General features: G+C 72.9%; 23 protein-coding genes. 14 read left to right on the top strand and 9 right to left on the bottom strand.

The window, feature by feature from the left end; translation table 11 throughout:
- Positions 1 to 52: 52 nt before the first annotated feature.
- From Q7A36_RS12710 to Q7A36_RS12700, 3 genes are all read left to right on the top strand, one after another.
- Complete coding sequence (locus Q7A36_RS12710) at positions 53 to 1,156, top strand: TRAP transporter substrate-binding protein (protein ID WP_305104071.1); 1,104 nt, start codon at positions 53 to 55, stop codon at positions 1,154 to 1,156.
- A 67-nt stretch (positions 1,157 to 1,223) separates the two neighbouring features.
- Positions 1,224 to 1,772 (top strand): TRAP transporter small permease subunit, encoded by a 549-nt coding sequence (locus Q7A36_RS12705; protein ID WP_305104070.1) that lies wholly within the window; start codon positions 1,224 to 1,226, stop codon positions 1,770 to 1,772.
- A 25-nt stretch (positions 1,773 to 1,797) separates the two neighbouring features.
- Positions 1,798 to 3,213: a TRAP transporter large permease gene (locus Q7A36_RS12700; RefSeq protein WP_305104069.1), complete on the top strand. Its 1,416-nt coding sequence runs from the start codon at positions 1,798 to 1,800 to the stop codon at positions 3,211 to 3,213.
- A gap of 66 nt (positions 3,214 to 3,279) precedes the next feature.
- Here Q7A36_RS12700 and Q7A36_RS12695 read toward each other — a convergent pair whose 3' ends face one another.
- From Q7A36_RS12695 to Q7A36_RS12680, 4 genes are all read right to left on the bottom strand, one after another.
- The gene (locus tag Q7A36_RS12695) at positions 3,280 to 4,194 is read right to left on the bottom strand and encodes a type 2 periplasmic-binding domain-containing protein (protein WP_305104068.1); all 915 of its coding nucleotides are present in this window, start codon (positions 4,192 to 4,194) and stop codon (positions 3,280 to 3,282) included.
- A complete protein-coding gene (locus Q7A36_RS12690) occupies positions 4,191 to 4,568 on the bottom strand; it encodes a c-type cytochrome (RefSeq protein WP_305104067.1) in 378 nt (125 codons plus the stop codon). Before Q7A36_RS12690 ends, Q7A36_RS12695 begins: the two co-directional genes overlap by 4 nt.
- Positions 4,569 to 4,645: 77 nt before the next feature.
- Positions 4,646 to 6,316, bottom strand: a complete 1,671-nt coding sequence (locus Q7A36_RS12685) for a methanol/ethanol family PQQ-dependent dehydrogenase (RefSeq protein ID WP_305104066.1) — start codon at positions 6,314 to 6,316, stop codon at positions 4,646 to 4,648.
- A gap of 293 nt (positions 6,317 to 6,609) precedes the next feature.
- Complete coding sequence (locus Q7A36_RS12680) at positions 6,610 to 8,007, bottom strand: amidase (protein ID WP_305104065.1); 1,398 nt, start codon at positions 8,005 to 8,007, stop codon at positions 6,610 to 6,612.
- Between the two features lie 102 nt (positions 8,008 to 8,109).
- Here Q7A36_RS12680 and Q7A36_RS12675 point away from each other — a divergent pair, with 102 nt between their 5' ends.
- Entirely contained in the window at positions 8,110 to 8,343 is a 234-nt protein-coding gene (locus Q7A36_RS12675; RefSeq protein ID WP_305104064.1) for a hypothetical protein, read from the top strand.
- A gap of 10 nt (positions 8,344 to 8,353) precedes the next feature.
- Here Q7A36_RS12675 and Q7A36_RS12670 read toward each other — a convergent pair whose 3' ends face one another.
- The 5 genes from Q7A36_RS12670 to Q7A36_RS12650 form a co-directional block, all read right to left on the bottom strand.
- Complete coding sequence (locus Q7A36_RS12670) at positions 8,354 to 9,094, bottom strand: 2OG-Fe dioxygenase family protein (RefSeq protein ID WP_305104063.1); 741 nt, start codon at positions 9,092 to 9,094, stop codon at positions 8,354 to 8,356.
- Positions 9,091 to 9,858, bottom strand: coding sequence for a (Fe-S)-binding protein (locus Q7A36_RS12665; protein WP_305104062.1), 768 nt, complete (start codon positions 9,856 to 9,858; stop codon positions 9,091 to 9,093). Before Q7A36_RS12665 ends, Q7A36_RS12670 begins: the two co-directional genes overlap by 4 nt.
- A gap of 112 nt (positions 9,859 to 9,970) precedes the next feature.
- Positions 9,971 to 10,993, bottom strand: coding sequence for an SDR family oxidoreductase (locus Q7A36_RS12660; protein WP_305104061.1), 1,023 nt, complete (start codon positions 10,991 to 10,993; stop codon positions 9,971 to 9,973).
- A gap of 81 nt (positions 10,994 to 11,074) precedes the next feature.
- Positions 11,075 to 12,175 carry a murein transglycosylase A gene (gene mltA, locus Q7A36_RS12655; RefSeq protein ID WP_305104060.1) on the bottom strand — a complete coding sequence of 367 codons (1,101 nt, stop codon included), beginning with the start codon at positions 12,173 to 12,175 and terminating at the stop codon, positions 11,075 to 11,077.
- 14 nt (positions 12,176 to 12,189) lie between these two features.
- Entirely contained in the window at positions 12,190 to 12,870 is a 681-nt protein-coding gene (locus tag Q7A36_RS12650) for a Tim44/TimA family putative adaptor protein (RefSeq protein ID WP_305104059.1), read from the bottom strand.
- A gap of 131 nt (positions 12,871 to 13,001) precedes the next feature.
- Here Q7A36_RS12650 and Q7A36_RS12645 point away from each other — a divergent pair, with 131 nt between their 5' ends.
- The 10 genes from Q7A36_RS12645 (at position 13,002) to Q7A36_RS12600 (ending at position 22,536) form a co-directional block, all read left to right on the top strand.
- On the top strand, positions 13,002 to 13,577 hold the full coding sequence (locus Q7A36_RS12645; RefSeq protein WP_305104058.1) for a histidine phosphatase family protein: 576 nt from the start codon (positions 13,002 to 13,004) through the stop codon (positions 13,575 to 13,577).
- Between the two features lie 257 nt (positions 13,578 to 13,834).
- A complete protein-coding gene (gene secB, locus Q7A36_RS12640; protein ID WP_305104057.1) occupies positions 13,835 to 14,308 on the top strand; it encodes a protein-export chaperone SecB in 474 nt (157 codons plus the stop codon).
- Positions 14,309 to 14,443: 135 nt separating this feature from the next.
- On the top strand, positions 14,444 to 15,598 hold the full coding sequence (locus Q7A36_RS12635; RefSeq protein ID WP_305104056.1) for a DegT/DnrJ/EryC1/StrS family aminotransferase: 1,155 nt from the start codon (positions 14,444 to 14,446) through the stop codon (positions 15,596 to 15,598).
- The gene (locus Q7A36_RS12630) at positions 15,598 to 16,842 is read left to right on the top strand and encodes a glycosyltransferase family 4 protein (protein ID WP_305104055.1); all 1,245 of its coding nucleotides are present in this window, start codon (positions 15,598 to 15,600) and stop codon (positions 16,840 to 16,842) included. Before Q7A36_RS12635 ends, Q7A36_RS12630 begins: the two co-directional genes overlap by 1 nt.
- A gap of 169 nt (positions 16,843 to 17,011) precedes the next feature.
- Positions 17,012 to 18,094 (top strand): UDP-N-acetyl glucosamine 2-epimerase, encoded by a 1,083-nt coding sequence (locus tag Q7A36_RS12625; protein WP_305104054.1) that lies wholly within the window; start codon positions 17,012 to 17,014, stop codon positions 18,092 to 18,094.
- Positions 18,095 to 18,180: 86 nt separating this feature from the next.
- The gene (locus tag Q7A36_RS12620) at positions 18,181 to 19,317 is read left to right on the top strand and encodes a glycosyltransferase (protein WP_305104053.1); all 1,137 of its coding nucleotides are present in this window, start codon (positions 18,181 to 18,183) and stop codon (positions 19,315 to 19,317) included.
- Between the two features lie 7 nt (positions 19,318 to 19,324).
- Positions 19,325 to 21,298 (top strand): polysaccharide biosynthesis protein, encoded by a 1,974-nt coding sequence (locus tag Q7A36_RS12615; protein WP_305104052.1) that lies wholly within the window; start codon positions 19,325 to 19,327, stop codon positions 21,296 to 21,298.
- A 202-nt stretch (positions 21,299 to 21,500) separates the two neighbouring features.
- The gene (locus tag Q7A36_RS12610; RefSeq protein WP_305104051.1) at positions 21,501 to 21,797 is read left to right on the top strand and encodes a peptidoglycan-binding domain-containing protein; all 297 of its coding nucleotides are present in this window, start codon (positions 21,501 to 21,503) and stop codon (positions 21,795 to 21,797) included.
- Complete coding sequence (locus Q7A36_RS12605; RefSeq protein ID WP_305104050.1) at positions 21,794 to 22,210, top strand: hypothetical protein; 417 nt, start codon at positions 21,794 to 21,796, stop codon at positions 22,208 to 22,210. Before Q7A36_RS12610 ends, Q7A36_RS12605 begins: the two co-directional genes overlap by 4 nt.
- Positions 22,207 to 22,536 carry a hypothetical protein gene (locus Q7A36_RS12600; protein WP_305104049.1) on the top strand — a complete coding sequence of 110 codons (330 nt, stop codon included), beginning with the start codon at positions 22,207 to 22,209 and terminating at the stop codon, positions 22,534 to 22,536. The genes Q7A36_RS12605 and Q7A36_RS12600 overlap by 4 nt, the downstream gene beginning before the upstream one ends.

Below are 22,536 nucleotides of genomic sequence, written 5' to 3'. Positions count from 1 at the left end.
AATGGGGCGCGCGGCTCCCGCTTCGGGTACCGCAATGGGGAACATGTCGTCCATGGACCGTCGTGGTTTCGTCGCCGGCGGGGCGCTTGCCGGGACCGTTGCCCTGGCCGCACCCGCCCTGGCCCAGGGGGCCTTGCCGGAAATCCGGTGGCGCTGCGCCTCCTCCTTCCCGCGCTCGCTGGATACCATCTACGGCGCCGGCGAGCATGTCGGGAAGCGGGTCGCCGCCCTGACCGACGGCAAGTTCCAGATCCGCACCTTCGCGGCCGGCGAGATCGTCCCGGGCCTCGCGGTCGCGGATGCCGTGCAGGCCGGCACGGTCGAATGCGCCCATACCGCCAGCTACTACTTCGTCGGCAAGGACCCCACCTTCGCCTTCGACGCCACCATCCCCTTCGGCATGAACACCCGCCAGATCAATGCCTGGCTCTATGCCGGCGGCGGGCGGGACCTGCTGCGCGACTTCTTCGCGGGCTACAACATCGTCTCCATCCCCTGCGGCAGCACCGGGGCCCAGATGGGCGGCTGGTTCCGCAAGGAGGTCCGGACGGTCGCCGACCTGCAGGGCCTGAAGATGCGGATCGCCGGCATCGCCGGCAACATCATGCAGAAGCTCGGCGGCGTGCCGCAGCAGATCGCCGGCGGCGACATCTACCCGGCGCTCGAGAAGGGTACGATCGATGCTGCCGAATGGATTGGCCCCTATGACGACGAGAAGCTCGGCTTCAATCGCGTCGCCCCCTTCTATTACTACCCCGGCTGGTGGGAAGGCGGCCTGAACCTCTCCTTCTACGTCAACCAGGCGAAGTTCGACGAGCTGCCGCAGCAGTACAAGGAGGTCCTGGAGAGCGCCTGCCGCGACGCGACTATGGAGACCATGGCCAAGTACGACGTGCAGAACCCGCAGGCGCTGCGCCGTCTGGTTGCGGCCGGCACCCAGCTCCGCGCCTTCCCGCGGGAGGTGATGCAGGCCTGCTACAAGGCCGCCTTCGAGCTCTACGAGGAGACGGCGGCGCGGAACGCCAACTTCAAGAAGGTCTACGAACCCTGGAAGTCCTTCCGGGACAGCCAGTACCAATGGTTCCGGGTGACCGAGAGCACATTCGACAATTTCGTCTACTTCATGCACGCTCAGGAACAGCAGCAGCGCCGCTGAGACGCTGCAAACACGCAAGCGGCGCCGCCCGGGGAGGGGTGGCGCACGCCTGGGAGGAAGCTTCGGTATGGGTCCCCTGCTCGCCTTCAGCCGCGGCGTGGACAGGCTGAACGCCGCGGTTGGCCAACTGGCCAATTGGGCGGTGTTCCTGTCCTGCGCCATCAGTGCCGGCAATGCCTTCGTCCGCTACGGCATCTCCTATTCCTCCAACGCCTGGCTGGAGGTGCAGTGGTACCTGTTCGGGGCGACGGTGATGCTCGGCGCCTCCTATACCCTGTTCCGGAACGAGCATGTGCGGGTGGACCTGCTCTATTCCAGCGTCTCGGACCGCACCCGGCTCTGGATCGACGTCTTCGGCTTCATCTTCTTCATGCTGCCGGCCGTCATCCTGCTGGCCTGGATGACCTGGCCCTTCTTCCTCGACAGCTTCGTCCGCAACGAGGGCAGCCCGAATGCCGGCGGCCTGATCCGCTGGCCCGTGAAGATCCTGCTACCCATCGGCTTCGTCCTGCTGACGCTGCAGGGCATCTCCGAACTGATCAAGCGCGTCGCCCTGCTGCGCGGCGAGGATCCGCATGCCGAGGTGGTGGTCGAATACCACCGCCCCGAACAATAACCCGCGCGCCAGGACACGCCCCCCGATGACGCTCGACATGGACGTGATGGCGCCGCTGATGTTCGGCGGCCTCGTCGTCTTCCTCCTCCTCGGCTTCCCCGTCGCCTTCAGCCTCTCGGCCGTCGGCCTCTTCTTCGGCTTCCTGTCGATCGAGCTGGGCTTCTTCACCTCGGCCTATCTCGGCAACCTGCCGCTCCGGGTCTTCGGCATCCTGGCCAACGACCTGCTGCTGGCGATCCCCTTCTTCACCCTGATGGGCGCGATCCTCGAGCGCTGCGGCCTGGCGGAGGACCTGCTGGAAGGCACCGGCCAGCTCTTCGGCAAGGTGCCGGGCGGCCTCGCCTATGCCGTCATCCTGGTGGGCGCGGTGCTCGGCGCCATCACCGGCACGGTCGCGGCCAGCGTCATCGCAATGGGCATGATCAGCCTGCCCATCATGATGAAGTACGGCTACGACATGCGCATCGCCACCGGCGTCATCGCGGCCAGCGGCACCATCACCCAGGTGATCCCGCCCTCCCTCGTGCTGATCGTCCTCGGCGACCAGCTCGGCAAGTCGGTCGGCGACATGTATGCCGGCGCCATCGGGCCGAGCATCCTGCAGGTGCTGCTCTTCATCGGCTTCATCGTCGGCGTCAGCATCTTCGCGCCGCACCGGGTGCCGCCGCTGCCGGACGAGGCGCTGACCATGCGCGGCTGGCCGCTGATCTGGCGCGTCGCCAAGGGCATGGTGCCCTCGATCGTCCTCATCTTCCTCGTGCTCGGCACCATCTTCCTCGGCCTGGCGACGCCGACCGAGGCGGGCGCCATGGGCGCGGTCGGCGCGGTCGTGCTGGCCTGGGCGAATGGCCGCTTCACCTGGGACCTGATCTGGCAGGCGACGCAGAACACCGCGCGCATCACCGCCATGGTGATCTTCATCCTGATCGGCGCCACCGTCTTCTCCCTGGTCTTCCAGGGCGTCGACGGCGCGATCTGGATCGAGCACCTGCTGTCCAAGCTGCCGGGCGGCCAGGTCGGCTTCCTGATCTTCAGCCAGATCTTCATCTTCTTCCTGGCCTTCTTCCTCGACTTCTTCGAGATCGCCTTCATCATCATTCCGCTGCTGGCGCCGGTCGCGGCCAAGCTGGGGATCGACCTGGTATGGTTCGGCGTCCTGATCTGCGTGAACATGCAGACCAGCTTCATGCACCCGCCCTTCGGCTTCGCCCTGTTCTACCTGCGCGGCATCGCCCCGAAGGAGGTCAAGTCCTCCGACATCTACTGGGGCGCCATTCCCTGGGTGGGGCTGCAGCTCATCCTGGTGGCCATCACCATCTTCTGGCCGGAGAGCGTGACCTACTGGATCGACAAGGGCACGGGCGTGGACCCGAGCACGGTGCGCATCGAGGTGCCGCTGCCCGACCTGCCGGAGGACGACGCGCCGCCGGTGTTCAAGTAGGCAGCGCGGTCCGGAAGCGTCATGGCCGGGCCATGTCCGGCCATGATGGCATCGGGGCCGTGTGACTCAATCGTCCCTGAGGGCGGCCGTCCGCAGCGGCGGCGTCACCTCCGGCACCTGCGGCGGCGCATAGGTCAGCCCCGTCCGCTCGGCGATCGCTGGCAGCTCGCCGGCCTCGCGCATTCGGGTGACCGCCGCCCCCGCCGCCTGCACCAGCGGCGCGGCGGTCGAGAGGCCGACGAAGCCGAAATTGAAGGCGATGGGGTGGCGGTACTCGGTCAGCGTCAGCCCGCTGTCCGGGTGCCGCGCCCGCCAGGCGTCGTAGCGGTGCAGCTCGACCACCACCGCATCGTAGTCGCCGCGCGCCAGCCCCTCGAAGAGCGGCCGGCCGGCGGTGACATGCGTCACCGTCCCGAGCAGCATCCCGCCGCGGTAATGCGTGACGATCGCATCCGGCAGCGTCTTCTCCTCGACGCCGATGCGCAGGCCCTGCAGCTCCGCGAGGTGCCGGAATTGCGGCGCGGGCTTGCCCGGCGCCATGACCACGCCGATCGCGCCCGCCCGGTAGGCAGGCGTCGGCACCAGCGTCCCGAGCGCCACCCAGCGTCGCCGGTCCTCCGGCCGGGCGCCGTCGAAATCGGGCAGCTTCGCCCGCTCCGCCATCGGCCGGCCCAGCGCGCGGGCGGCCAGCGGATAGCCGCCGGCGAGGTCGCATTTCCCGTCCGAGAGCAGCGCATTCACCTGCCGGTCCGGCTGGCTGTCGGGATCGGCCTCGGTCTCGTACCACTGGACCCTGAGCGGCCGGCCGAGCAGCGCGGCGACGCGGCGCGCGACCTCGAGGTCGAAGCCCGCGCCCTCCTTGCCGCGCTTCATCGAGAGCGGCGGCACGTCCTCCTCGAGGCAGACGGTCAGCGCCTCCTCGGCCGAGGCGGCGCCGGACAGGGTGGCGAGGAGGAGCGCGGCCGCGGCGGCGCGCCTCACGAATGGCCTCCGGTGAGGATATAGGCCCAGAGATGCTCGATCTCCTCGGGCTTCAGCATGTCGCCCCAGGCCGGCATGGTGTTCTTGCCCTTGGTGACCGAGTTCAGGAACCGTGCCTTGTCGTCATGCGGGAATTTGCGCAGGTCGAAGGAGGAGGTGCCGGGATTGACCATGCGGATCCCGTGGCAATGCGAGCAGAGCTGGGAATAGAGGCGGCGGCCCTGCGCCGCCTCCCCGGCCGAATGCGACGCGGCGGGCGCGGTGGCGGCGCCGGCCTGCGCGTCGCCCGGCGCCGATTGCGCGAGGACGACCGGCGCGGCGGCGAGCAGGGCCGCGCCGAGGGACAGGGCGGAAAGCCAGCGGGTCGAGGTCATACATTCTTCCTGGACATGAAGGGCGGGCCACGGTCCCCCACGGCCCGCCCGGTTTCCTCACGCGTCGGACCGGCCGCTCACTTCGGCAGGGCGAAGACCCAGAGCGAGCTGCCGGCGGGGACATTGGCCATCCGCTCGTCGCCCGAGTGGATGGAATAGACGCCGCCGATGCCGACCGAGACGGCGACATACTGCGTGCCGTCCTGCTCCCAGGTCACCGGCATGCCCTCGATCCCCGAGCCCGCCTGGAACTGCCAGAGCTTCTCGCCGGTGTCGGCGTCGAAGGCCTCGAACTCGCCGGTCAGCTTGCCGGTGAAGACGACGCCGCCCGCGGTCGACAGCACGCCGGAGAAGCGCGGGATGTCGCTCGGCGCCTCCCACTTCGCCTTGCCGGTCAGCGGGTCGATCGCCGAGAGCTGGCCGCGGGCGCCCTGCGGGAAGACCCACTCGATCTCGGCGCCCCAGTAGGTCGCGCCGGCGCGGTAGGTCTCCCGCGTCGGGGTGTATTTCATGCCGATGTTGAGCGTATTCGCGTAGACGAGGCCGGTATTCGGGTTGAAGGAGACCGGGCTCCAATTCTTGTTGCCGAGCACGCTCGGCCAGACCTCGACCGTCTGCTCGGTGGCGCGGACATGCTTCGTGACCTCCGAATCGATCGGCCGGCCGGTCTTCATGTCGATGCCTTCGGCCCAGTTGATCTGCTTGCCATAGGCATTGGCCGTGAGCAGCTTCCCGTTGGTGCGGTCGAGCACGTAGAAGAAGCCGTTGCGGTTGGCGTTCATCAGCGCCTTGGTCGGCTGGCCGTTCACGTTGATGTCGGCCAGCACCATCTCCGCCACGCTGTCATAGTCGTAGAAGTCGTTCGGCGAGAACTGGAAGTGCCACTTGATCTTGCCGGTCTTCGGGTCGAGCGCGAGGACCGAGCAGGTATAGAGGTTGTCGCCGGGCCGCGTGTTCGAGTTCCAGGAGCCGGCATTGCCGGTGCCCCAGAAGACGGTGTTCTGCTCCGGGTCGTAGGAGCCGGTGATCCAGGCCGAGCCGCCGCCGCGTTCCCAGGTGTCGCCCGGCCAGGTCGAGGCATTGGCATCGCCCGGCCCGGCCACCGTGTAGGTGCGCCAGAGGTGCTTGCCCGTCGCCGGGTCCCAGCCGTCGATGAAGCCGCGGATGCCGTATTCCGCGCCGGAGATGCCGGTGATGACGACGCCGTCGGCGACCAGCGGCGCGACGGTGAAGGAATGGCCGGTCTTGAAGTCCTCGGCCTTGGAGCGCCAGAGCTCCTTGCCGGTCTTCGCGTCGAGCGCGATGACATGCGCGTCGAGCGTGGTGCGGAAGAGCTTGCCGTCGAAGAGCGCGGCGCCGCGGTTGATGATGCCGCAGCAGACGATGCGCGGCGTCTCCGGCGGATACTCGACCTTGGTCTTCCAGAGCTGCTTCCCGGTCTTGGCGTCGACCGCCATGGTCGCGGCGTGCGAGGTCACGTAGATGACGCCGTTGTAGACCAGCGGCTGCGACTGCGCCGCGCGGTTGTCGTCGTAGCTGTAGTTGAAGACCGGCACCAGGCGCTTGACCGACTGCTTGTCGATCTGCCGCAGCGGGCTGAAGCGCTGCAGGTTGTAGCCCATGCCGTAGTTGAGGACGTTCTTGGTGTCGGCCGCGCCGCGCTGCAGGTCGGCGGCGGTCTGGGCCTTGGCACCCGGCGCGACGCCGAGCGCCGCGAGGATGGTGGCCGCCAGCAGGACTCTTCTCATCCCTTTCTCCCTCCCGTTCATGGCCGGCACCGGAATGGGCGCCGGCAGGACGCAGTGGGGGAGCCGCCCGCATCGCTGCGGAACATCGTGATCTGCCTTGGACGCCACCGGTCGGTCCCGCCGGCGATCGTGTTCCCCCACCAACCGACGGCGCATCCGGCGCGCCCATGGGGGGCACGTCGGAAGCCCCGCCGGCTGCCTGGCGAGGATGGTAGGCGTGCACCGATCACGGCTTCAACGCGCAATGCGTGTGCGATATACGAAAAATGTTGTTCGAAACGAACCCGCGCCGGTCAGCGCGGATCGAGCGGCGTCGGCATGGGGCAGGCGGCCTCGATCGCCTCGGCCGCGGCCAGCGCCAGGTCCTCCCGCCAGCGCGGCGCCACCACCTGCACGCCCATCGGCAGGCCCTCCGCGACGCCGGTTGGCACGGAGACGCTGGGCAGGCCGAGCAGGACGGTGGGAAAGAGCGGCTGCTGCGCCCGGATGACGCGGGCGAAGTCGGTCTCGTCCAGCCCCTGCGGGAAGGGCGGCTCGGCGGAGGTCGGGATGACCAGCAGCGGCCGCTCCTGCATCCAGGCCGCCCAGGCGCGCTGGTGGGTGGCGCGGGCGGCCAGCAGCCGCATGTAGTCGGGCAGCGCGGGCAAGTCGCGCTCGCCCATCACGCCGAAGATCGCGCGCGCCTTCGCGTCGGCGAGGCTGCGGAAGCCCTCCGCCATGAAGACCGTCGCCTCGGCATGGATGAAGGCGTCCCAATCGGCGGCGACGGCGGCGAAGCCGGGCGGCGCCGCTTCCTCGACCACGTAGCCCGCGCGCTCCAGCGCCTCGCCCGCCGCCCGCACCGCGGCCGCGACGGCGGGGTGCACGCCGGTGCCGGCGGGATCGGCGCAGAGCGCGACGCGGCGGGGCAGGGGCGGGCCCTCCAGCGGCACCGGCGCCTGCCAGGGGTCGCGCCAGTCGGGCGCGGCCATCGCCTCCAGCGCCAGGCGCAGGTCGCGCACCCGCCGCGCCAGCGGGCCCTGGGTCGAGAGGATCTGGGCCGAGAGCGAGCGTTCCTGCTTCGCGCCGGGATTGTAGGCTGGGATGCGGCCGAGGGAGGGACGCAGGCCGGCGACGCCGCAGGCATAGGCGGGATAGCGGACGGAGCCGCCGATGTCGTTGCCATGCGCGACGGCGCCGATGCCGGCGGCGACCGCGGCGCCCGCGCCGCCCGAAGACCCGCCCGGAGTATGCCCCGCGCTCCAGGGGTTCAGCGTCTTCCCGTGCAGGTCGTTGTCGGTGAACCAGCGCCAGGAGAAGGCCGGCGTATTGGTCCGGCCGATAACGATGGCCCCGGCCTTGCGGAGGTTGCCGACCACCGCGCTGTCCTCCGGCGCGATGGCGTCCTTGAAGGCGACCACGCCATTGGTGGTGGCGCGGCCCCCCATATCGGCATTGACCTTCACCGTGACCGGCACGCCGTGCAGCGGGCCGAGCGCCTCGCCCCGGCTGCGGGCGGCATCGGCGGCCTCGGCCGCCGCGAGGGCGAGGTCGGGCAGCGGGTCCACCACCGCGTTGATGGCGGGGTTCACGGCCGCCAGGCGGGCGAGCGCGTCCTGCGTCGCCTCCTTCGCCGAGAGCGCGCCGAGGCGGATGGCGCGGGCGATGTCGGCGGCGTCCCAGCGCCAGGTCTCAGGGGGCAGGTGCTGCATCGGGCGGTCCTTGCGGTAGGCCGCCAAGGCTAGCGGAATCGCCGGAGCGGTCGAGCCGGGGTGTCGCCCGGAACCGCGACGCAGCCGGGTCGTTGCAGCCGCATGACCCTGCAGCCCGCCCTCATCGCCGCCGCGCTCCTGCTGATCGCGGCCTGCGAGATGTCGCCCGCGAACCGTCCCGGCCTGCCCGGCGAGCCGCTCGCCCCTTCCGCCGCCTCGCCCACCGGCTCGGCCGGCGGCACCGCCTCGGGCGGTGGCGTGCCGGTCCCGACCGCCCCGGGCGGCGCCGGGGGCGTCGGCAGCGGCAACCAGCCGGGCCGCGCCGGGACGCGCTGAGCGCCGGGCCTCAGCCCGGCGGGCCGCCCCGCTTCCAGGTGATGACCAGCACGTCGCGGCAGGAGGGGAGGGCCGGATCCGCCGGCCCCACCGGCGTTACCCCGTGCTTCACCCTGATATCGTCGACGAAGGCGGTGTCCAACCGGTCGAGCAGGGTGAAGCGCGCCAGCTCGCGGTCCTCGTCGTCGGTGATCAGCGTCTCGCCACCCAGCAGGTTGGTGCGCGCCATCATGCCGATCAGGACATAATCCACGCCGTCATGGTGCACGCCCTCGGGCGTCGGGAAGCCGGGCGCGCCGGCCGCGGCCTCGATGCGGAACTGGTGTACCTCGACGAACCAGTCGGCGCCGGGGCTCCGCGCATCGGCGACGCCGCGGCCGAGGTCGAGCAGCGCCTGCATCGGCGCGCTGTCGGCGACGGCATCCTCCATCGGGCCGAACCAGCGCTCCACCCCGCCATTGAGGCTGTTGTGCACCACCGCCTGGAAATGCGGCCGGTGCGGGCCGCGGAGATGGCCGGGGATGCCGGCGCGGGCGGTGAAGTTCGCGTGGCGGCGGCGCCGGTAGCGGCCGCCATCGGCCATGAATTTGTCGACCTCCAACCGCTCCCAGCTCGCGGCGAAACCGTCGAGCGCGGCGGGCGCAAGGCCGAGGCGCGCGGTCATCTCGGCGCTGCGGAGCAGGGCGAAGCCTTGCGCCGAGACCTGCTCGAGCAGCGGGTCGGCGGCGGCGGTCTCGAGGGCAGCGCTCATGTCGCGTCACCGATGGCTGGCGCCTCGCCGGTGCGGCCGGCCAGCACCTCGGCCACGTGCCGCACCTTCACGGCCGAGCCCTCCCGCTTCAGCCGTCCCGCCATGTTCAGCAGGCAGCCCAGGTCGCCGGCGAGCAGCGTGTCGGCGCCGGTCGCAGCGATATTGGCCGCCTTGTCGGAGACCATGCGGGTCGAGATGTCCGGGTACTTCACGCAGAAGGTGCCGCCGAAGCCGCAGCAGATCTCGGCATCCGGCAGCTCCTTCAGGGTCAGCCCCTGCACCGTGCCGAGCAGCCGCCGCGGCTGCTGCTTGACGCCGAGCTCGCGGAGGCCCGAGCAGGAATCGTGGTAGGTGACGGTGCCGTCGTACCGCGCGGCGACCTTCTCGACGCCGAGCACGTCCACGAGGAAGGAGACCAGCTCGTGCGTCTTCGCGGCCAGCGCCTCGGCCTTGCCGCGGTATTCCGGGTCGTCCTCGAACAGGCCGGCATAGTGGTGCCCGATCATCCCGCCGCAGGAGCCGCTGGGGACGACCGTGTAGTCATAGGGCAGGAAGGCGTCGATGACCGGCCGCGCCAGGTCGCGGGCGGTGGCGCGGTCGCCGCTGTTGTAGGCCGGCTGGCCGCAGCAGGTCTGGGTCTCCGGCACCTCCACCAGGCACCCCGCATCCTCGAGCAGCCGGATGGCGGAGAAGCCGACATTCGGCCGGTAGAGGTCGACGAGGCAGGTGACGAAGAGCGCGACGCGCGGCCGGGTCTGGAGCATGCCGGCAATCTAGGCTCGCCCGCGGGGGCCTGGAAGCGCGCGAACAGCATGGCGGGCCGGAACGAAGCGCGGCCCGCGGGGGAGGCGGGGCGGGCCGCCCCGCCCCGGCGGTTCAGGGCTGGCCGCTGCCGCCGGCCGCGCCATAGACCTGGCCCGTCGCGTAGCTGGCATCGGCCGCGGCGAGCTGGACATAGATCGAGGCGAGCTCGGCCGGCTGGCCCGGCCGGCCCATCGGCGTCTGGCCGCCGAACTTCTCCAGCTTCTCCATCGTCGCGCCGCCCGAGACCTGCAGCGGCGTCCAGATCGGCCCCGGCGCCACGCCGTTCACCCGGATGCCCTTGGGCGCGAGCTGCTTCGCCAGCGACTTCACGTAGTTCATCGTCGCCGCCTTGGTCTGCGCGTAGTCGTAGAGTTCGGGCGAGGGATCATAGGCCTGCTCGGAGGTCGTGCCGATGATCGCCGAACCCGGCGGCAGGTGCGGCAGCGCCGCCTTGATGATCCAGAAGGGCGCGTAGATGTTGGTCTTCATCGTCGCGTCGAAATCCTCGTCCGAGACATCGAGGATCGAGGCGCGGGTCTGCTGCCGCGCGGCGTTGCTGACCAGGATGTCGAGCCCGCCGAGCTCGCGCACCGTCCGCTCCACCAGGCTGCGGCAGAAGCCGGGGTCGCGCAGGTCGCCGGGGATGGCCACGGCCTTCCGGCCGGCCTCCTGGATCAGCGCGACCACCTCGCGCGCATCCGGCTCCTCCGTCGGGAAGTAGTTGATGGCGACGTCGGCGCCTTCCCGCGCGAAGGCGATGGCGGCGGCGCGGCCCATGCCGGAATCGCCGCCGGTGACCAGCGCGCGGCGGCCGGCGAGGCGGTTGGAGCCGCGATAGCTGTGCTCGCCATGGTCGGGCTTCGGGTCCATCTGGCCGGCGAGGCCGGGCCAGGGCTGCTCCTGCCGCTTGAAGGGCGGCTTCGGGTACTTGCTGTCGGGGTTCTGCAGCACCGCCGCCCCCTGCCGGGTGGCCGCCGGCGCGGCGCCCGCTGCGGTGCCCTGGGCCAGGGCCGGCCCGGTGGCCGCGGCCGCGACGGCGAGGCCGGTGCCGCCGACGACCTGGCGGCGGGAAGACGTCTTGTCGGTCTGGGTCATGCGCGAAGAACCGGCCGCGGCGACGGGGGTTGCCTGCGGCGCGCGCCCGGCAGGGGGCGGTCCGGCGCATGGCGCGGGGGCTCAGGGCGCGGGCAGCGGCAGCAGCACCGTCATCTCCACCGGCTCGCGCATCGGCCCGGCGCGCTCGGCCGCCGCCTCGCCCCAGCCCCAGAACAGGTCGCCCCGTGCCGGGCCGCGGATCGCGCCGCCGGTGTCCTGCGCATGCACCAGCTGCCGGATCGGGCGGCCGTCCAGCGGGTCGCGCGTTACGATCCAGACCGGCGCACCGAGCGGCACCTGCGCCGGATCGACGGCCAGCGACCGTCCCGGCGCCAGCGGCACGCCGAGCGTCCCGGGCGGCCCCTCGTCCGGCCGCAGCGCCTCGTCGCGGCGGAAGAAGACATAGCTCGGGTTCTCCCGCAGCAGCGCCGCGGCCCGGTCCGGCGGCGCGGCGGCCAGCCAGGCGCGGATCGCCTGCATCGACATGGCCTCGCGCGGGATCTCGCCGCGCTCGATCAGCACCCGGCCGATGGCGCGATAGGGATGCCCGTTCTTGCCGGCATAGAGCAGCCGCAGCAGCCCGCCATCCGGCAGGACCACCCGGCCGGAGCCCTGGATCTGCAGGAAGAAGGCCTCGACCGGATCGACATAGGCGAGGGTCGGGGCGAGCCCGTCCAGCGCCCCGGCCTCGATGGCGGCGCGGTCGGGCAGCCGCGCGCCCTCGGGCGGGGGCGGCGGCGAGCCGCGCAGCGGCACCGGATGCGCCGCATCGGGCGCGAGCCGGCCGGACAGCACGGGTTCGTAGTAGCCGGTCAGCAGCCCGGTCCCGAGGGGGACCGGCGCGAAGCGGCGCTCGAGGAAGGCCCGTTCGGCCCCCGGCGGCAGCGCCGCCGCCTCGGCGCAGGTGAGCGCCCAATCGGCGGCCCGCCCGGCGCGTCCGGCCAGGGTGCCGGCCCCGCCCAGCGGCGCCGCCGGATCGCGCGCCGCCAGCGCCCGGCAGGTGCCGAGGAAGGGGGCGAGGGCGGCGGCAGCATCCTCCTCCGCCCAGCCCGGCAAATCGGCGACGCTGCCGGGCGCGGGCGCTGCGACTTCCTGCGCCGCGGCGGGGACGGCCAGCAGCAGGGCCGAGACATGCCACCAGACATGGCAAAGGCGCCGCCATGCCGGACGGCGCCTCCGCATCCTCGCCACCCCGCTCAGGCGTGGGTGGTGTCGGTCAGCCGCCAGGTCGGGTCGGCGGCGGTGACGTCGCGCTGGAAGGTCCAGATATCCGTCAGCTCGGTGATCGCGTCGCTGCCGGTCACCACCTCGCCGTCGCGGCCGGTGGTCATGTTCACCTGGTCGGTCACGAAGCGGACCACGACCTCGGCGGTATTGCCGCGCAGGTCTGCCCGCTCGATCGCCAGTTCCTGCACGGCGCGGATCTCGGTCCGCTGCTGCTCGCCGGCCTGCTCGCGGGCGGTGATCGCCTGCTCGAAGCCGGCATAGGGGGCATCGGCCAGCAGGGCGCGCAGCGTCTGCCGGTCGCCGGCGGCGAAGGCACCGACGATCATGCGGAAGGCGCCCTCGGCGCCGTCGAGGAAGCGCTCCGGGTCGAAGCTGCGGTCCGCCGCGGCGATCCGGCCGAGCGCCTGGCCCGGCGGCGTGCGCGGGTCGGGCAGCACGCGGCGGGTGCCGTTGCGGGCGGGGGCGGGGCGCACTTCCTCGGCCGCGCCGTCGATGGTGCGGCCGCGCGGGTCGAAGCCGGCCGCGCGCGGCTCCGGCGCCGGCGGGCGCTCGAAGCCGGTGCGGCGGCCGAGCACGCTCCGCAGGCGCAGGACCAGGAAGGCCGCGACCATGGCAAACAGGATCAGATCGACCGGAAAACCGCCCGTCATTATGAACTCCTTTTCACCTATCTAAGGTCGCGGCGGGCCCGCCGCAATGCCGGGCGGGGCCTCCGGCCCGGGCTTGCCGCCCTCTTCCGCCCCCGCTAACGCGCTTCCGCCCCGGAGGGAACCGCGCCGCGATGATCCTGCTGCGACACGGCCAGAGCGAGTTCAACCTGCATTTCACCGCGACCAAGAAGGACCCCGGCATCCCCGACCCGCCGCTGACCGAGCTCGGCCGGCAGCAGGCCGAGGCGGCGGCCGAGGCCCTGGCCGGGGAGGGGCTGCGGCGCATCATCGCCTCCCCCTATACCCGGGCGCTGCAGACCGCGGCGCCGGTCGCCCGCCGCCTCGGCATCCCCGTCCATGTGATACCGACGGTGCGGGAGCGCTACGCCTTCTCCTGCGACATCGGCTCGCCACGCACCCAGCTTGCCCTGGCCTGGCCGGAGCTCGACCTCGCCCACCTCGAAGAGGTGTGGTGGCCGGTGATCGAGGAGCCGGACCACCAGGTGGAGGCCCGGGCCGCGCTGTTCCGTGCCGAGATGGCCGCGCTGCCGGACTGGCGCGACACGCTGGTGGTCTCGCATTGGGGGTTCATCCTGGCGATGACCGGTGAGCGGGTGATGAACGGCGAGTGGCGGCGCTGCGACCCGACGGGGCCGGCGCCGCGGGAGATCGTCTGGCGGCTCTACCAGGCGCCGGCCAAGCCCTGAGGCGCGCCGATGACCGAAGGGCCGGACGGCCTGGAGGTCTGAATCGGCTCGCCCAACATATTGGGCATGCCGATGACCGGAGCGGCGCGAGGCGCGAAAGCCTGAACCGGCCCGCCCAGGGTCCAAGGCCGCGCCTGGCTTTCCCTGCCGCGGCGGCGGCGCCCCCGGCCCCGGCGATGCGGGCGCCCGGGGCCCGACCCGTTCCCCGCGCCGCTGTCGCGTGCTAGCCCCGCCGCACTTTCCAGCGGAACACGCCCATGTCCGACAGCTCCTCCCTCCCGCAGGCCCCGCAGGGTCCGCTCGTGCTGAACATGCAGTACACCAAGGACCTCTCCTTCGAGGTCCCGGGCGCCCCCGAGATCTTCGCCACCCTGCGGGAGCAGCCGCGCGTCGACCTGCAGCTCGACGTCCAGGCCCGGCCGATCCAGGAGGGCCAGAACGTCTACGAGGTCTCGCTGCAGATCCGCGCCGATGCCAAGGCGCAGGAGCAGACCTGCTTCATCGCCGAGCTGGTCTATTGCGGCATTTTCACCGTCAGCGTGGACGCCGAGGTGCTGGAGCCGGTGCTGCTGGTCGAGTGCCCGCGCCTGCTCTTCCCCTTCGCGCGCAACATCCTGGCCGATGTCACCCGCGACGGCGGCTTCCCGCCCGTCATGCTGACGCCGATCGACTTCGTCGCCCTCTGGCAGTCCCGCCGGGGCGAGCAGCAGGGCCAGGTCGGCACCGCCTGACCGGCCCGAGGCGGAAGGGGGCGCCGCGCCCCTTTCAACCGATTAGCGTTGTCAGTTTGTATATCGTATCGAAAAATGGTTGCAGTCTCCGGCCGATCCGCCATTTGCTAGGGCGGAACAAGCCGGAGTCCTGCCATGCCGCTCGGCAAGGCCGCGCCGCGACCGGGTCCGGTCCTGCCCTTCCCGCGCCCGCCCCGCCCGGAGCCGGCGGCGGATGAGGCCGGCGAGCGCATCCTCCTCTCCCCGCCGGAACTGACCGGGCAGGAACTCGCGGCGCTGGAGGCGACCTTGGCGAGCGGCTGGGTCGCCCCGGCCGGCCCGGTGCCGGCGGCCTTCGAGCAGGCCGTCGCCGCGGCGACCGGCTTCCCGCATGTCCTCGCCACCGCCTCCGGCACCGCCGCCCTGCATCTCGGCTACCGCCTGCTCGGCGTGATGCCGGGGGACGAGGTCTGGACCAGCACCCTGACCTTCGTCGCGACCATCGCCCCGGCGGTGCAGATGGGCGCCGTGCCGCGCTTCCTCGACGTCGCGCCGGAGAGCTGGACCCTCGACCCCGACCTGCTCGAGCGCGAACTGACGCGGGCCGCCCGCCGCGGCCGGCTGCCGCGCGCGGTGGTGCCGGTCGACCTCTTCGGCCAGTGCTGCGACCTGCCCGCCATCCTCGCGCGCTGCGAGCGCTGGGGGGTGCCGGTGCTCTGCGACAGCGCCGCCGCGCTCGGCTCCACCCAGCACGGGCGGCATGCCGGGCGGGGCGCGCTGGCCTCGGAGGACCCCGCGCTCATCGCCGCGGCGCGGCACCTGGCGAGCCAGGCGAAGGAGCCGGCGGCGCATTACCAGCACGAGACGACGGGCTTCACCTATGCGCTCTCCTCCGTGCTGGCAGCGGTCGGGCTCGCCCAGCTTCCGGCCCTGCCCGGCCGCGTCGCCGCGCGCCGCGCGGTCTTCGAGCGCTACCGGGCCGGCCTCGGCGACCTCTGCGGCCTCTCCCTGATGCCCGAGGCGCGCTGGGGCCGCAGCAATCGCTGGCTCAGCGTCGCGCTGTTCGAGGCGCGGGCGGGCGCACCGGACCGCGACGCGGTGCGCCGGGCGCTGGAAGCGGCGGGGATCGAGAGCCGGCCGGTCTGGAAGCCGCTGCACCTGCAGCCGGCCTTCCGCCACGCGCCGCGGGCCGGCGGCGCGGTCGCCGCACGGCTGTTCGAGGCCGGGCTCTGCCTGCCCTCCGGCAACGGGCTGACGGCGGCGCAGCAGGACCGGGTGGTGGCGGCGGTCCGCGCCGCGGCGGGGCGCTGATGCGCATCCTCTACCTGCACCAGCATTTCTCGACGCCGGAGGGCTCGACCGGCACCCGCAGCTTCGCCATGGCGCGGGCGCTGGCGGCGCGCGGCCATGCCGTGACCATGGCCTGCGGCCGCTATGCCGGATCGGTCACCGGCCTCACGGACCCCTTCCGGGCCGGCCGGCGGGAGGGCGAGGTGGCCGGCTTCCGCGTGGTGGAGTTCGCCATCCCCTGCGGCAATGCCATGGGGCTGGCGGCCCGCGGCCTGGCCTTCCTCCGCTTCGCGGTGCGGGCCACGGCGCTGGCGCTCGGCGAGCCCTGGGACGTGATCCTCGCCAGCTCCACCCCGCCGACGGTGGCGCTGCCGGCGCTGGCGGCGCGGCGGCTGCGCGGCATCCCCTTCGTCTTCGAGATCCGCGACCCCTGGCCGGAGCTGCCGCGGGCCATGGGCCTGGGATCGCCGCCGCTCTGGGCGGGGATGGGCGCGCTGGCGGATGCCGCCTGCAGCGGCGCGGCGGCGGTGATCGCGCTGTCGGAGGGCATGGCGGAAACCGCCCGGGCGCGCGGCGCGGCCGCGGTCGCCGTGCTGCCGAATGGCTGCGACCTCGACCTCTTCGGCCCCGGGGTGCGGTCCTGGCGGCCGGAGGGGCTGCCAGTGCCGACGCTGCTGGCGACCTATGCCGGCGCGCATGGGCCGGCCAATGGCCTGGGCGAGCTGCTCCGCGCCGCCTCCCGCCTGCAGGCGGAGGAGGCGCCGGTGACGCTGCTGCTGGTGGGGGATGGGGCGGAGAAGCCGGCGATCATGGCGCAGGCCGCGGCGCTCGGGCTGCGGAACCTGGTCTCCCTGGACCCGCTGCCGAAGCCGCTGCTCGCGGGGCTGCTGGCCGGCAGCGATGTCGGCCTGCAGTGCCTGGCGCCGGTGCCCGAATTCGCCGAGCTGACCTCGCCTAACAAGCTGATGGACTATCTCGCCGCCGGCCTGCCGGTGGTGGCGAATCTGGGCGGCGCGGCGGCGCGGCTGCTGGCGGGCGAGGGTGGGGCGCCCTGCGGCATCGCCACGCCGCCCGGCGATGCCGAGGCGCTGGCGGCGGCGCTGGCGACACTGGCGGCCGATCCGGCGCGGCGGGCCGCGATGGGGCGGGCGGCGCGGGCGCAGGCGGAGCAGTGCTGGGACCGTCGGCTGCTGGCGGCGCGCTTCTGCGAGGTGGTGGAGGCCGCGGGGATGCGCCCGGCGGCGCAGCGCCTGGCAGTGGCATGAGGGCGACGCGCGGCCGGCCGATCCGCCGGCCCGGTGCGGCCGCAAGCCTCTTGCCGGGAAGGCCGGGCCTGCCGCGATCAGGGGAAGGGGGGGCGGGGTGGGGTGCCGGTGCCGGCCGCTGGGGGGCGGCGGGCATGGGCACCCCGCCAGGGCATCGTCGTCTCTCCGGATGAGCGCGGGCGAACTGCACCTGGTCGCGGCGGCGCGGCCCAACCTGCCGAAGCTGTCCGCGCTCTGGCACGCGCTGCCGGGGGCGGGCCTGCCGCTGCGTCCCGTGCTGCTGCACACAGGCCAGCATGCGGATCCCGCCATGTTCGGCGACCACCTGGCGCCGCTCGGCCTGCCGGCGCCGGACATTGCCCTCGGCATCCAGGGGCGAAGCCATGCCGAGACCACCGGCCGCAGCATGATGGCGCTGGAGGCGGCCTGGCGCGCCCGCCGGCCGGCCTGGGTGGTGGTGGCGGGCGACGTGGACGGCGCGCTCGCCGCGGCGCTGGCGGCGCGCAAGCTCGGCCTGCCCGTCGCGCATCTCGAGGCCGGGCTGCGCGGCGAGGAAACTGACATGCCGGAGGAGATCAACCGGCGCGCCATCGACGCGGTCTCCACCCTGCTCTGGGCGCCGGAGGCAGGCAGCGCCGCCCGGCTGCTGGCCGAGGGCCATTCGCCCGGCGCGGTGCGGGCGGTGGGCAATGCGATGGTGGACACGCTGCTGCGGAGCCTGCCGGCGGCGCGCGCCCGGCCATTGCCGGAGGGGTTGGAGCCCGGCGGCTATGGCGTGGTGACGCTGCACCGGGCGGCCAATGTGGACGATGCGGGTGCCTTCGGCGCGCTGCTGGCGGGGCTGGCCGGCGCGGCGGCGCGGCTGCCGCTGGCCTGGCCGGTGCATCCGCGGGCGCTGGCGCGCCTCGCGGCGTATGGTCTGGCGCTGCCGCCGGGGGTGCGGGCCTTGCCGCCGCTGCCCTATCTCGACTTCCTCGGCCTGCTGGCGCGGGCGCGACTGGTCGCCACCGACAGCGGCGGGGTGACGGAGGAGGCGGCGGTGCTCGACCTGCCCTGCCTCGTGCTCCGCCGCGGGACCGAGCGGCCGGTCACGCTGACGCATGGCACGAGTCGGCTGGTGACGCCCGGAGGTTTGGGTGACGTGGTGGCGGCGGTCCTGGCCGGCGACTGGCCGCGGTCCCGCCCGATCCCGCTCTGGGACGGCCATGCCGGGGCGCGGATGGCGGCGCATCTGGCCGAGATGCTGGGGTGATGCGGGCTCAGGCTTCGAGGGGGGTCTCGAAGGGGGGCTTCGCCCCCTTCGCGGGGTCCGGGGCAGCGCCCCGGGATGCCCCGCTGGTGTTGCTCCTGTCGGCCGCCCACCCTCCCGACGACATCCGCGTCGTCCGCAAGGAGGGCGCCGCCCTGGCCGCCGCCGGCTGGCGTGTGCGGCACCTGGCCCCGGGCGGGGCAGCGCCGGCGCCGGTCGCGGGTGTCGCCCTCGAGACCTTCCCCCGCCCGCGCGGCTGGCGCGGCAGGCTGCGTGCCCTGCCGGCCCTCACCCGCCGGGCGGCGGCGAGCGGCGCCGCGGTGATCCATGCCAGCGAGCCGGATGCCTGGCTCGCCGCGCTGCTCGCCGGGCGGCGCTGCGGCGCCCGCGTGGTGATCGACGTGCACGAGCATTACCCGAGCCGGCTCGACGCCAGGCTGCCGGCGCCGCTGCGGTCGCTGGCGCGGGCCGGGCTGCGGCTGCTCTGCCGCCTCGCCGGGCGGGCGGCGGATGCGGTCGTCGTGGCGAAGGACGGGCTCGCGGCGGATTTCGGCGGGCCGGCCCGCACCGTCGCGGTGCGCAACTACGCCGCGCCGGCCGCGGTGGCGCCGCGCCGGCACGGCCCCGGCCCGCTGCGGCTGGTCCATGCCGGCGCGATGGGCCGGGCGCGCGGCTGGCCGCAGTTGCTGCAGGCGCTGACCATGCTGCCGGCGGAGGACCGGCTGCGCCTCATCGGCCGCTTCACCGACGGGTCGGAGCCCGATTTCCTCGCCCGCGCCGGCGCCCTTGGCCTCGCCGGTCGGATCGAGTGCCTCCCCTGGCTGCCGCACCCCGAGGCCATGGCGCGGCTGGCGGAGGGCGACATCGCCCTGGTGCTGTTCCAGCCGGGGGAGGAGAACCACCGCCTCGCCCTGCCGCACAAGCTGTTCGACGCCATGCAGGCCGGGCTGCCGGTGATCGCGCCGGCCTTCGCCGAGGAGGTGGCGGCGGTGGTGCGGGAGGCCGGCTGCGGCGAGCTGGTGGACAGCGCCGACCCGCTGGCGATCGCCGAGGCGGTGCAGCGGCTGCGGGACCCCGCCCGCCGCGCTGCCCTGGGGGAGGCCGGCCGGTCCGCCGCGGCGGACCGCTTCGGCTGGGCGGGGGAGGCGGCGCGGCTGGTCGCGCTGTACCGGCGGCTGGCGCCGCTGCCGGCCGCCGGTGGCGCCGGCGGCGATACCGGCCTATAGCCGCCGCATGGCTCGCCGCGCGCCGCACCGAATCCTGCTGAACCTCCTGCTGGACTCGCTCATCGCCTGCCTGGCCTTGCCGGCGGCGCTGCTGCTGGACGCACCGGGGACCTGGCCCTCCGAGGCCTGGTGGGTGGCCGCGGTGCCCGGGGCGATGCTGGCCCTGCTGGCCGCCGGCCTGCCGGTGCGGCTGCCGCAGCAATACTGGCGCTATGCCGGCCTGCCGGACCTGCTCGGGATCGTCGCCGCGGCGGTCGGGTCGGCGCTGCTCTTCTGGGCCGGGCTGCACCTGCTGGATGCCTGGATCCCGCCCAATCCGGCCTTCCCGGCCATCCATGCCCTGACGCTCGGCCTGCTGCTGGGGGCACCACGCATCGCGGGGCGCCTGCACCATGCCCGCCGCTCGCCCGAGACCACGCTGGCGCCGCAACCGGTGCTGCTGGTCGGCGCCGGCGACGGGGCGGACATCTTCATCCGGGCGCTGGCGGCCGAGCGGCAGCCGGCCTTCCGGGTGGTCGGCATCCTCTCCATGCGCTCCCGCCAGGCCGGCCGACGCATCCAGGGGCACCCGATCCTCGGCACGGCGGACGAGATCGCCGCGGTGCTCGACACCATGGCCGGCGAGAGCCGGCTGCCCGCGCTGATCGTGCTGACCACCCACCATGTGCAGGGCCTGGCGCTGGAGCGGCTGCTGGATGCGGCCGACCGGCACGGCATCCCGGTGCGGCGCTCGCCCTCCGTCACCTCGCTCGACCCCGCGGCGCGGCGGATCGCTGCCATGGAGGAGAAGGCGGGCCAAGGGGGAGGCAACCGGCTGAAGCTCGACCCCGTCGCCATCGAGGACCTGCTGGACCGGCCGCAGGTGCCGCTGGACCGGGAGGGCATGGCGCGGCTGATCCAGGGCCGGCGCGTGCTGGTGACCGGCGCGGGCGGGACCATCGGCGGGGAGCTGGCGCGGCAGGTGGCGGCGCTCGGGCCCGCGGCGCTGACGCTGCTCGACCATGGCGAGTTCGCGCTCTACGAGATCGACCTCGAGTTGCGGGAGCGGCATCCGGACGTGCCGCGCCGCGCCGTGCTGGCCGATATCCGCGACGAGATGCGGATGCGCCGGCTGCTCGAGGAGCTGCGGCCGGAGCTGGTCTTCCACGCCGCGGCGCTGAAGCACGTGCCGATGGTCGAGAACAACCCGCTGGAAGGGCTGCTGACCAATGCGCTCGGCACCCGCGTGGTGGCCGATGCGGCGGCCGCGGTCGGCTGCCTGGCGATGGTGTTCATCAGCACCGACAAGGCCGTCAATCCGACGAGCGTGATGGGGGCAAGCAAGCGCCTGGCCGAGATGTACTGCCAGGCGCTGGACGTGCAGGCGCGCGTCGCGGGGCGGGGGATGCGCTGCGTCACCGTGCGCTTCGGCAATGTGCTGGGCTCGACGGGCAGCGTGGTGCCGCTGTTCCGCCGGCAGCTCGAGCGCGGCGGGCCGCTGACCGTGACCCACCCTGACATGCGCCGCTACTTCATGACGGTGCGCGAGGCGGTGGGGCTGGTGCTGCAGGCCAGCGTGATCGGCGCCGAGGATTCCTCCGCCCCTGGGCACGCCCAGCCTCCGGAGCTGGCCGAGGGTGGGATCTTCGTCCTCGACATGGGCAAGCCGGTGAAGATCGTCGACCTGGCGCGGCGGATGATCCGCCTCGCCGGCCTCCGGCCGGAGGAGGATGTGGAGATCCGCTTCACCGGCCTGCGCCCCGGCGAGAAGCTCTACGAGGAGCTGTTCCACGGCCAGGAGCCGCCGCGGCCGACGGAGTTCAAGGGGCTGCTGGTGGCGACGCCGCGCACCGCCGACCCGGCGTTGGTCGGGCGGGCGATCGACGAGATCGCGGCGGCGGCGCGCGGCGGCAATCCGCGCGCGGCGTTGGCGCAACTCGGCCGGCTGGTGCCGGAGTTCGACCACAATGCCGAGGGCGAGGCGGCGACTGCCGCGCGGTAGGGCGGGGCGCCGCGGGCCGCGACGAAGCGACGCAACCTGGATCTCCCCGCCCGAAGGTCCCCGGCCCTGCGTCACGACCCGGGCCTGACGACAAGGGGGCACGGTCCTGCCGTCGACGGACCGGGGACGGTACGGCACTGGAAGGAAAACGTTGCTATTTCGTTTGATTTGGGGTGATTTTCCTAAATCGCTGCGAAGGAGCATGTCCGTATCCGTCCCACCTGCCGAGCCGCCGCCCCGCATTGCCGAGAAGGTCGGCAATGGCTGTCTCAACAATCCGCAGGACGTGCTCTGGGCGAAGCTCGCCCTCGCCTGCCTCGGCCGCTACCCGGCCAGCGCGATGGCGCATGGATACATCGACCGCGCGCTCGACACGGCAATTCGGAACTATCAGCGCGACCGCGGACTGCGCTGCAACGGCATGATCCGGCCAGGTGGGGAGACGGAGCGAAACCTGCGCACCGACCTGCTCCATGTTGCTGAGGTTGTGGCGCCGTGAGCGACCTGGCCGATGGCACCGGCACGGCCACGATCGGGGATCGGTTGCTGATCGGCGCGGGCAACCTGTTCTTCGACCTGGTGGGGACGGAGTTTCGTTGGCTTGGATGGGACACCGCGGATCAGAACCTGGACCGGTACCGCAGCGTACAGGGCGGCACCGCGCAATTCCCCGACGACGTTGCGGAGCGGCATCCTGCCTTCGCGGCAGCGGAACAGGCGAATCGTCTGCGCTTCGAGAGCCTGACCTTCCCGGGAAGAACATCGGCCCCTCGCGTCAATAGCCAGCTTCGGAACTGGGCGATGGCGACACAACCGTGTTCGACGATAGGTGGGAGAAATCGATCAATTCCCTGGAAGAAGTTGGGAGATACATTTGGGGCAGCAATCCCGACGAGGGCGCGCCCATCGTGAGTGGGCCATCCACCTACTTCGCCTTCGGCCAGACCGGCACCCGCTCCCGCGGCAGCTTCACCGCTGCACGAAATGGCGACGACGTCACCATCACCGGCACCGTGACGCATGGACTCTACAGTCCCAACAACAGGTCGGACGAGGAGAGCTTCGACTTCAATCCCGGCCAGCCCGGAAGCTTTTGGGGTGGCGTCCTGGAGAGCGCCGGGCAAGCGAAGCCATTCGGCATGCGCTATTCCCGCGACCAGGACGTCACTGCCACATTGCATCGTGCGCCGGACGGCACCCTCACTCTCCGGAGCGCCACCTGGGGACCGATCCGGTGA

It is taken from the genome of Paracraurococcus lichenis, assembly GCF_030657435.1.
GTDB lineage: Bacteria > Pseudomonadota > Alphaproteobacteria > Acetobacterales > Acetobacteraceae > Paracraurococcus > Paracraurococcus lichenis.
Note: the sequence above shows the minus strand (reverse complement) of the source record. Positions and strands in the feature narration are given on the sequence as shown.

Coding starts and splice junctions, on each gene's coding strand:
- Q7A36_RS12710 (WP_305104071.1), top strand. CDS start 53: ATGGACCGTCGTGGTTTCGTCGCCGGCGGGGCGCTTGCCGGGACCGTT.
- Q7A36_RS12705 (WP_305104070.1), top strand. CDS start 1,224: ATGGGTCCCCTGCTCGCCTTCAGCCGCGGCGTGGACAGGCTGAACGCC.
- Q7A36_RS12700 (WP_305104069.1), top strand. CDS start 1,798: ATGACGCTCGACATGGACGTGATGGCGCCGCTGATGTTCGGCGGCCTC.
- Q7A36_RS12690 (WP_305104067.1), bottom strand. CDS start 4,568: ATGACCTCGACCCGCTGGCTTTCCGCCCTGTCCCTCGGCGCGGCCCTG.
- Q7A36_RS12685 (WP_305104066.1), bottom strand. CDS start 6,316: ATGAGAAGAGTCCTGCTGGCGGCCACCATCCTCGCGGCGCTCGGCGTC.
- Q7A36_RS12680 (WP_305104065.1), bottom strand. CDS start 8,007: ATGCAGCACCTGCCCCCTGAGACCTGGCGCTGGGACGCCGCCGACATC.
- Q7A36_RS12675 (WP_305104064.1), top strand. CDS start 8,110: ATGACCCTGCAGCCCGCCCTCATCGCCGCCGCGCTCCTGCTGATCGCG.
- Q7A36_RS12670 (WP_305104063.1), bottom strand. CDS start 9,094: ATGAGCGCTGCCCTCGAGACCGCCGCCGCCGACCCGCTGCTCGAGCAG.
- Q7A36_RS12665 (WP_305104062.1), bottom strand. CDS start 9,858: ATGCTCCAGACCCGGCCGCGCGTCGCGCTCTTCGTCACCTGCCTCGTC.
- Q7A36_RS12660 (WP_305104061.1), bottom strand. CDS start 10,993: ATGACCCAGACCGACAAGACGTCTTCCCGCCGCCAGGTCGTCGGCGGC.
- mltA (WP_305104060.1), bottom strand. CDS start 12,175: ATGCGGAGGCGCCGTCCGGCATGGCGGCGCCTTTGCCATGTCTGGTGG.
- Q7A36_RS12650 (WP_305104059.1), bottom strand. CDS start 12,870: ATGACGGGCGGTTTTCCGGTCGATCTGATCCTGTTTGCCATGGTCGCG.
- Q7A36_RS12645 (WP_305104058.1), top strand. CDS start 13,002: ATGATCCTGCTGCGACACGGCCAGAGCGAGTTCAACCTGCATTTCACC.
- secB (WP_305104057.1), top strand. CDS start 13,835: ATGTCCGACAGCTCCTCCCTCCCGCAGGCCCCGCAGGGTCCGCTCGTG.
- Q7A36_RS12635 (WP_305104056.1), top strand. CDS start 14,444: ATGCCGCTCGGCAAGGCCGCGCCGCGACCGGGTCCGGTCCTGCCCTTC.
- Q7A36_RS12630 (WP_305104055.1), top strand. CDS start 15,598: ATGCGCATCCTCTACCTGCACCAGCATTTCTCGACGCCGGAGGGCTCG.
- Q7A36_RS12625 (WP_305104054.1), top strand. CDS start 17,012: ATGAGCGCGGGCGAACTGCACCTGGTCGCGGCGGCGCGGCCCAACCTG.
- Q7A36_RS12615 (WP_305104052.1), top strand. CDS start 19,325: ATGGCTCGCCGCGCGCCGCACCGAATCCTGCTGAACCTCCTGCTGGAC.
- Q7A36_RS12610 (WP_305104051.1), top strand. CDS start 21,501: ATGTCCGTATCCGTCCCACCTGCCGAGCCGCCGCCCCGCATTGCCGAG.